This is a genomic window from Cellulophaga sp. BC115SP (assembly GCF_009905545.1).
Taxonomy (GTDB): Bacteria; Bacteroidota; Bacteroidia; order Cytophagales; family Spirosomataceae; genus Flectobacillus; species Flectobacillus rivi.
In genome coordinates, this window is the sequence record NZ_JAAALB010000143.1 from 1 (window position 1) to 1,279 (window position 1,279).

Annotated in this window: 1 protein-coding gene; it reads right to left on the reverse strand. The window is 36.3% G+C overall.

Annotated features, from left to right (window positions below; translation table 11 throughout):
* On the reverse strand, positions 1–1,279 hold a 1,279-nt coding region (locus GVN22_RS27295), incomplete at both ends, for a SprB repeat-containing protein (protein ID WP_205691064.1).

A 1,279-nucleotide genomic window follows, 5' to 3' on the forward strand; every position in this document is an offset into this window, starting at 1 on the left:
TGCAGTTATTAAAATCATACACAGTCACTGTGTAATTATTTGATTTCAGCTTCGAAAAAATACCCGTTGATTCAAAATTCTCTGTTATTTCTTGATTTTGAAGCGAATAACGGTAAGGTGGAGTAGCCTGTAAACCAAGTACTTGAACTTGTCCTGTCAAGTCTCCAAAACAGTCGTTTTCTTTGATGGTAATCTTATTTTGTAATTGTGTAGGTTGTGTCAAAGTGTAATTTATTGTATCTACACAATTGTGGCTGTCAAGCACATAAAAGGTGTATGCTTTGGCAAATAAATTAGACAATTCTTTTGTATAATTTGTGCCATCGACCTCACTGATAAGCCCTTCAAAATTTACGCGGTAATTCGGCGTTCCTCCATTTACTGCGATGTTTATTTTGCCATTGCCATCACCATAACATAATGGCATAGTACCAACACTCACTGTTTTGATTTTACTTGGCTCGGTTAATACTATATTACTGACGGTTGCCGAGCAGCCTTTTCGGTCACTCACTTTTATGGAATAACTACCATCGGGAAGATTATTAAAATAGGTACTATTTTGGCTGCGGTTTTGGTAATCAATAGTATAAATATTACCGTTATTACCACCCGTAGATGCTACTTCAATGATACCATCTTTTGACTTATAGCATAAAGGATTTTTAAAATCTTTCTGCGTTATTTCTAGTAAATTAGGCTCAGTCAAGCTTAAGGTTTTCTCTGTTTTACATTGATTTGCATCTTTTACATGAATAGTGTAATTGCCTTTTCCTAAACCACCGAAGCTATTACCAGAGACATAATTTGTACCATCCAAGGAATAACTGTAGGTTGGAGTACCTCCTTGTGTAGGAATGGATATGACGCCGTTAGTTTCTCCAAAGCAACGAATTGTATCTTGATAATAGGGATTTATCACAAGCAGAGATGGCTCTATCAAGGTAATTGTTTTGGTACTAATACAATTGTTAGCATCTTTTACCCATATCGTATAATCTCCTTTTTTGAGGTTCTCAAAGTTCGTTTCGCTTTGATAGCTTTGGTTATCTTTTGAAAAACGATAGGGTGAAACACCGCCTGTTGCACTCGTAAAAATTTTACCAGTTGCATCTCCAAAACAAAGATTATCATTTTTAGAAAGCTCTTCTACCAACAGGGCTGGTTCTGAAATTATGATGTGAAGACTATCCTGACAACCTAAGGCGTTGGTTGTTGTTAATTTATAAGTACCCTTGCTTAAACCTTCAAACCTGCCTGAGCTTTGCCAAACGCCGTT